3 protein-coding genes are annotated in these 7,378 nt (G+C 74.6%); all 3 read right to left on the bottom strand.

The window, feature by feature from the left end:
- The coding region (locus ABD908_RS25915) for an AAA family ATPase (RefSeq protein WP_345001535.1) at positions 1–1,254 on the bottom strand (1,254 nt) is incomplete at its 3' end.
- A complete protein-coding gene (locus tag ABD908_RS25910) occupies positions 1,251–4,622 on the bottom strand; it encodes a UvrD-helicase domain-containing protein (protein WP_345001533.1) in 3,372 nt (1,123 codons plus the stop codon). The genes ABD908_RS25910 and ABD908_RS25915, both read right to left, overlap by 4 nt.
- A partial coding sequence (gene recC / locus ABD908_RS25905; protein WP_345001531.1) for an exodeoxyribonuclease V subunit gamma occupies positions 4,622–7,378 on the bottom strand: 2,757 nt, incomplete at its 5' end. The genes recC and ABD908_RS25910, both read right to left, overlap by 1 nt.

Raw genomic sequence — 7,378 nt, 5'->3', positions numbered from 1 at the left:
GTCGCGGCGCACGCCGTCGAGCTCGTCGGAGCCGCACCACTCGATCGCGCCGCCGTCGCGCGCGAGGGCGATGACGGTGTCGGCGTCCCCCGCCCGCACCGCGTCCGCGAGCTCGCCGAGCACGCCGGAGAATCTGCGCCCGCGCAGCAGCTCGACGACACCGCCGCGGGCCGCCGTGAGCTCGGCATCGTCGAGCGGGCGTTCGGTGGGCGGCGACGTGTCGCCGAGGCGGGGCCCCGGATCAGGCTCGGCGGCGAGAACACCGTCGAGCACCGGATTGGGTCGGTGCATCACCGTGCGCGACACCAGATCGGCGAGCACTGCGCCGGCGTCGACGGACGCCAGCTGGTTCGGGTCGCCCACCAGGATCAAGCGCGCGTCGGGCCGCAGCGCCTCGAGCAGCCGGCACATGATGGTCAGCGACACCATGGACGTCTCGTCGACGATCACGACGTCGTACGGCAGGTGGTCGGTGGCGTCGTGGCGGAACCTGCTCCTGTTTCCGGGTCGGAAGCCGAGCATCCGGTGGATCGTCTGCGCGGGGATCGCGTGCGGCAGCCCCAGCACCTCAGACTGCGCGGCGACCGCGTCCTGCAGCTGCGCGGCGGCACGGCCGGTGGGCGCCGCCAGCCCGACCCGCAGGCGCGGGCCGTGCTGCGCGAACAGCAGCGCCAGGATCCGGGCCACGGTGTGCGTCTTGCCGGTGCCCGGGCCCCCGGCGATCACCGAGGTCATCGAGGTGACCGCGACGGCGGCGGCGATCCGCTGCCGGTCGGGACCGGTGTCGGGGAAGAACCGCGCGAGACCGATCGCCAGCGCGGTGGCGTCCACCGCAGGTGCCGGCCCTGCCCGGCGGTCGAGGATCTCGCGGACCGTCGCCTCCTGCCGGAAGTAACGGTCCAGGTACAGCAGCCTGTCGTCCACGAGGTGCAGGGGCCGTAGCGGGCCGGCGGTGGAGCCGATCACGAGCGGCGACCGGCGCAGCGCGGCCAGTACCTCCGCGTCGGACGGCCACGGCAGGGCGTCGACGTCCACCGCGTCGTCACCGTCGACGGCGACCGCGCGCATGTCGGGCAGCTCGATGCACACCGACCCGAGGCGCACCGCGCGGGTCGCGAGCGCCGCCGCGAGCAGGACCCGCTCGTCGGGCTCACCGCCGAGCCGGCCGAGCGTGCGCGCGACGTGCACGTCGGCGGGGGCCAGCACGCCGGCGTCGGCGAACGGCTCGAGCAGCCGGGCGGGCGCCGCCGTCACCGTCGGACTCCGGCGAGCGCGTCGGACACCGCGGTGATCAACGCGGCGGGCGGGTGCCACTCGAACACGCCGCACCCGGGCGGCGTCTCGGGGCCGATCATCCCGCGCACGAAGTGGTACTGCACCGGGCCCAGGTGTTGCTTCGGTCGGTAACCGGGTCGCCGCCAGCGCAGGAACCGGTGCAGCGCAACGGAGTACAGCAACGCCTGGAGTACGTAGTGGGAGTCGAGCATCTCTGTGGCCATCTTCTCGGCGGTGTAGTCGGCGGTGGTCAGGTCGCCGCGGGCGAGCCGGTTGGTCTTGTAATCCACCACGACATACCGTTCATCGGCGCCGGTGCGCACGCGCAACACGGAATCGATGCTGCCCGTGAGGAATCCGCGCAGGGCGGCCGCGGGAACGGTGCGTAGCCGGGCCGCGTAGCCGGCGAGCGGGTCCGACGGTGGCAGGTACGCCGCGAGCAGGTCGGCGACGACGCCGAGGGTGGCGGCACCGTCGGCGGCTACCCCGGTGTCCGCCGGACCGAGCGGCAGCTCGAAGTCCAGTTCCGCGAGATGGTCGCGGGGCCCGATCTCGGCGAGGGTGAGGTGCGCCAGCTCGCCGGTGCCGAGGGGGGTTCGCAACACCGCGCCGAGCGCTCTGGCGAGATGCTCGGGATCGTCCGACGAACCACCGAATGCGGCCGCGGCACGGCAGTTCGCCAGGACCTCGGCGTCGAGATCAGCGGCTGCTGTGTCGACGTGCTCGAGGATCTCGTGCACGAGCGTGCCGAATGCGGCGCCGCCGGACAGTCCGTTCATGAGCGACGGCGGGGCGTCCCGCGCCGCGGCGGGCTCGGCGAGCGGATCACCGTCGGGCTCGTCGGGTTGGCCCACGCGTCCCTCGAGGTCGGGCTCGCTGGCCGTGGCGCCGGGCCCGTGCGCGGCCCCGGAGACCAGGGCCGTGTAGGAGGTGCGGCGCCAGGCGTGGTCGACGCGGCGCCGCGCGACGGGCAGCTCGAGCTCGAACCGGTCGGCGTCCGGCGGTATCCAGGTCTCGCCGGGCGTGTGGTCGGCGGGTTCGATCGAGACCGATGCCGCGACCGGCGCAGCCCATCGGGCGAGTGCGTCGGGCACGGCGTCGTCCGGGGGGACCGTGGCACGCTCGGCCGGAACCCGGCCGCCGCCCTCGCGGCCGAACAGCAACCGGTTCAACGCAGACCCGCCGGTCGCGGTGCTGGGCGCCCACCACAACACCACCTGGCACTGGGCGCGCGTCGCCCCCACGTACAGCAGCCGCAGTTCCTCGCCCGACTCCTCCGCGAGCGCCCTGCTCTTGCGGTCGGCGTACCCGGGACTGTCCTCTGTCCCGACGTCGAGGATGCGGCAGCGCGCGGCGTCGTGCAGCGTCAAGGTGGCGGGGTGCGGCGAGCGGGCGGCGTCCCACGCGTACGGCAGGTACACGACCGGGAACTCCAGGCCCTTGCTGCCGTGCACCGTCATCACCTGCACCGCGGCCGCGTCGGTCTCGAGGCGGCGGCTGCGGTCGGAGCCCGTGGACACCGCGGGATCCGCGATGTGGTCGGTGAGCCAGCGGGTGAGCGCCGTGAGGCCGAGCCCGTCGGACACCGTGGCCCGCTGCAACAGCTCCGCGATGTGACGCAGGTCGGTGATCGCGCGCTCGCCGCCGGTGCGGGCGAGCAGCCGGCCCTCCAATTCGGACTCGCGGGCCAGCGACGCGAACATCGCCGCGAACCCCGCGGTCTCGAACACCCTGGCCAGGGCGCGCAGGCGACCGCTGATCTCGGACACCAGCGCGTCGCCCTGCTCGGCGATCTGGGTGGCCGTGTAGCCGAGCAGCGGCGTCAGAGCGGCGAGCCGCGCGCGGTCGCCGCGGTTGGGCGATTCGAGCGCCTGGAGCAGCCACAGCCAGTCCTGCGCCGCGGGGGTGGCGAACACGCTGGTGCCGCCCGCGACGACTGCCGGGACGCCCACCGCCTCGAGCTGCGCCTTCAGGTCCGCGACCTGCAGGTTGCTGCGCGCGAGGACCGCGACGTCGCCCGGCTCGAGCGGACGGGCGACACCGTCGACCACCAGCGGCGTACCGCGGTTGAGGACGGTGACGATGTCGGCCGCGACGTCACGTGCGATGGCGGCCCGGATCGGCGGCAGGTACGGGTACCCGGATCGGGACGTGGGTCCGAGTCCGTTGCGGCCGAGGTAGCGGATCCGCAGCGGGGGTGATCCGGGCATGCGGCTCTCACCGTGGCTGGCGGCGACATCGTGGACGACGATCTGGTCGTCGCCGAGCGCCGCATCGCCGTACAGCCGGTGCAGTGCCTTCACCAGCCCCGCGTCTGTGCGCCAGTTGGTGGCCAGCGCCTGATGCCGGTCGGCGTCGGCCGCGGCGGCCAGGTAGCTGAGCACCTCCGCCCCTCGGAACGCGTATATGGACTGCTTCGGGTCGCCCACCAGCACGAGGGTCGCGTGCCCGTGGAACGCCGACCGGAAGATCTCCCACTGCACCGGGTCGGTGTCCTGGAACTCGTCGACCAGGACGACCGAGAACAGGCGCCGCAGCCGCTGTCGGGCGCGTTCGCCGTGGACCGGATCTGCGAGCGCGTCGCCCAGAAGCCCCTGAAGGTCGTCGAAGTCACGCAGCCGCGCCCGCCGCTTACGGCGGTCGACCTCGGCGCGAACGGCCGCGGCGTACGCGACGCGCTCGCCCGACGGGCTCTCCGGGGGGTCGGCGGCCGGGGACAGCAGTGCGCGGGGGTTCGCGACCGTGAGCCGCGCGTAGGTGCGCGCGTCCGCGATGGAGAAGGGTGGCGTGGGCCGTCCTGCGTAGCCACGCAGGTACAGATCCTCGGCGGCCTCGGTGACCAGGTCGCCGATGTCCTCGACGAACACCGCTCCGGGTTCGAGGTCGCCGGACAGACCGAGCGCCTCCAGCATCTGCTGGCAGAACGCGTGCGTCGTGGTGACGGTGGCCGAGTCGAAGTCGGCGCAAGCCGCAGCGAGCCGCGCGTGCCGCTCCGCCACGACCGCATCGGGCGCCGATGCGAGGAAGCGGGTGAGCAGGTCGTCACCCTCCCGCGCGGCCCGGGGGTCGCGCAGCGCGCGCTCGGCCGACACGAGGCGCGCCCGGGCGCGCTCCCGCAACTCCCGCGACGCGGCCCGCGAGAACGTGACCAGCAGCAGGTCGGACAACCGCGCCGTGCCCTCGGCGATGTACCGCACCATCAGCCCGACGATCGCGAACGTCTTGCCCGTGCCCGCGCTGGCCTCGAGCACCGTGGTCGTGGGCCCGGCGGGCAGCGGACCGGTCAGCTCGAACGGCGTCGCACCCAGCACCGACTCCCGCGGTGCGGCCACGCGTGTCTGTCCCATCATCGGAGCCTCTCGTGTCGGATCAGCGGGCCCCACATGCGCAGCGCCATTGCCGCGAAGCGCGTGGTAGCCGGGCCGCCGGGCCCCGTGGCGCCGGCTGTGTCCCCCGCCCAGGCCGCCTCGTCCGGCGCCGGGGGCCGCGAGCCCTCGACCCACGCGTCGGCGCCGAGCGCGTAGCCGATCGCGGGGTCGGTGTGGTCGCCGAACCGATCGCGGAAGGCCACGGCGGCGGCATCGAGTGCCAGGTGCGGCGGATCCCCGCGGTGCAGCCGGGAGACGTATTCGGCCGATGCCGTGGGGAACAGCGGCAACGGCTCCCGCAGCCCCCGGTCCCGCAGGTCCGCCAGTTCGGCGAGCACCGCGACCGGGTCGTCGGGCGCGCGCAACGACGACACCGCGGCGCCCCGGAACCTCCCCTTGCCGACCAGCTCGGCGCGGTAGCCGCGGCCCGGGTCGGACGCGGCCAGCGCGAGCAGCCGGACCCAGCCGGCGATCCGCCGCCCGGGCTTGAGCCTGGAGAACGACGCGCTGGTCAAGACGTCGCCGCGCACCCCGGCGACCGAGCCCGCGAGGCGCCTCCCGTCGCCCAGATCGATCGCCACGTCGACGGTCTGCGGCGGTGTCGCAGTGAGGTCGGCGAATGCGGCCGCGAGCATCGCCACGTCGGCCGCGACCTCGGACAGCACCGCATCGCCCAGCGCGAAGGGCGGCAGCGTGCCGCGCCGGACCTCGGTGGCGACGAACGTCTCGTACGGGATGCCCGTGAGCGCCGCGGTGAGCATGCGTTCGCCGACGTCCCAACGCTGCAGACCGTCGGGCGCCACTGTGATGGCGCCGGACAGCTCCTCATCGAGCTTCGGCAGGCGGATCCCGAGCCGCTGCCGCAGGAACGCGGCGACGGGGTCCTCGCAGAACCGAGCGAGCGCGTCGAGGTCGATGTCCTCGCGGCTGCCGCCGAGCGGTCGGGGCAGAAAGGGATCGGGTGGCTGTGCGGTCTCGAGCGATGCCACCGCGCCTGCGTAGGCGGCGGCGTCGTAGCCGGTCGCCGAGCCCGCCGCGAAGTCCACGGGGTCGAACGGCTGCAGCGGGTGACGGATGTCGAGCCCCGCCACGCGTTCGCCGGGCGGGACACCGAGCAGCAGCGCGGTCGCGTCGCGCAGCTCCGATGCCGGGACGGCGGGCGGGCGGGCGGTGCCCGTCACCGGGTCGGCACCGGTGAAGTACACCAGCAGCCGATCGGTGGCAGACATGACCGCGTCCAGCAGCAGCTGCCGGTCCTCGGCGCGGGGATCGCGCTCACCCACGAGCGGCTCGCGGCCCAGGACGTCGTCGCCACCGAATCGGGTGCCGCGCGGGAACACCTCGTCATCGAGCCCGAGCAGGACCACGACGCGGTGCGGCACCGAACGCATCGGCACCAGCGTGCACACCGTCAGCTCACCCGTGCGGAAGTTGGCGCGGGTCGGCTTGGCCGCGAGCCGCGCGGTGAGCATCGCGCGCACATCGCTGAGGGACAGCACACGGTCGCCGCCGTGCTCGAGCGCGGCGGACAGCTCGCGGCGAGCCTGAGTCGACTGCCACGCGTCGGCCGCGGGCACAGCGGTGAGGTCGTCCACCACGCCCACCAGCAGCCGCCCCCATGCTGCAGCGCTGCGCTCCCCGTCGCACGCGTGGGCGGCGCCGGTGAGCGCGGCGAGGAAATCGGCGAGGCGGCCCGCGAGGTCGACGTCACCGGAGTCGACGTCGTCGAGCGGCAGCGCCAGACCCAGCCACTCCGACTCGGTCTCGTCGGCGGCCACCCCGAGCAGGATCCGGTCGAGCGCCACCGACAGGGTGTTCTGCTTGAACCCGCCGAGGCGGAACCGCTCACGGCTGGCGGCGTCGAGACCCCAGCGGGCCCCGGACGCGCCGGCCCACTCGCGGAGGCGCTCGAGGTCGGCGCTGCCGAAGGAGAACCGCGTGCGCACGGGCTCGGCCGCGGCGAGGTCGAGGACGTCGGTGACGGTCACGCGCGCATCGGCGAGGTCGAGGACGGTTGCCACGACGTCGAGGACGGGGTTGATGAACCGCAGGGACCGGTCGGCGAGCCGGACGCGCAGGGCGGTGGCCGGGTGTGACCCACCGGTCTCGCCGCCCGACTCGGCCCCCGTACCGGCAGGGCCCGCCTCGGTTCCGAACGCCGAGCGGACGAGCGGCGCGAACGTCTCGATGTCCGGGCAGCTGATCAGAACGTCCCGCGGCGCCAGCGTGGGGTCGTCCTCGAACGCGCGCACCAGCCGGTCGCGCAGCGCCTCGACCATCCGGGCGGGGCCGTGGCAGCTGTGGAACTCGATCGTGCCGTCCGCCACCGCCGCGGGGTCCGCGGCCAGCGGCAGGTCGGCGGCGACGGTGGCCTGGAGACGACCGAGCAGGGTGCCGGGCCCGCCGGGTACCGGGTGCAACACATCGCGGTCGGCGATGGGCACCAGGCGGGTCTCCGTCTCGCGGGCCTCCCGGGCGAGGCTCGCCAGCAGCGGGTTGCGGCCGACCCCCGGAGGTGCCGCGCGCCGGGGCATCGGCGCCGGGCCTCGATCCGCGGCGGCGACCGCATCCCACATCGTCGGGCTGGGATGCGGCAACCACAGGTGCACGTCCCGGTGTCCGCCGAGCGCCGACAGCACGGCGATCTGGTCGGCCGGCAACCGGGTGGGGCCGAACACCGACAGCCGCGACGGCAGGCCCACGACGCCGGGGTCGGCGCGGAGCGCGGCGCACGC

Source organism: Tsukamurella soli, assembly GCF_039541155.1.
Taxonomy (GTDB): Bacteria; Actinomycetota; Actinomycetes; order Mycobacteriales; family Mycobacteriaceae; genus Tsukamurella; species Tsukamurella soli.
The sequence above is the reverse complement of the archived record's forward strand: the minus strand, read 5'-3'. Positions and strand labels throughout refer to the sequence as shown.

Coding starts and splice junctions, on each gene's coding strand:
- ABD908_RS25910 (WP_345001533.1), bottom strand. CDS start 4,622: ATGGGACAGACACGCGTGGCCGCACCGCGGGAGTCGGTGCTGGGTGCG.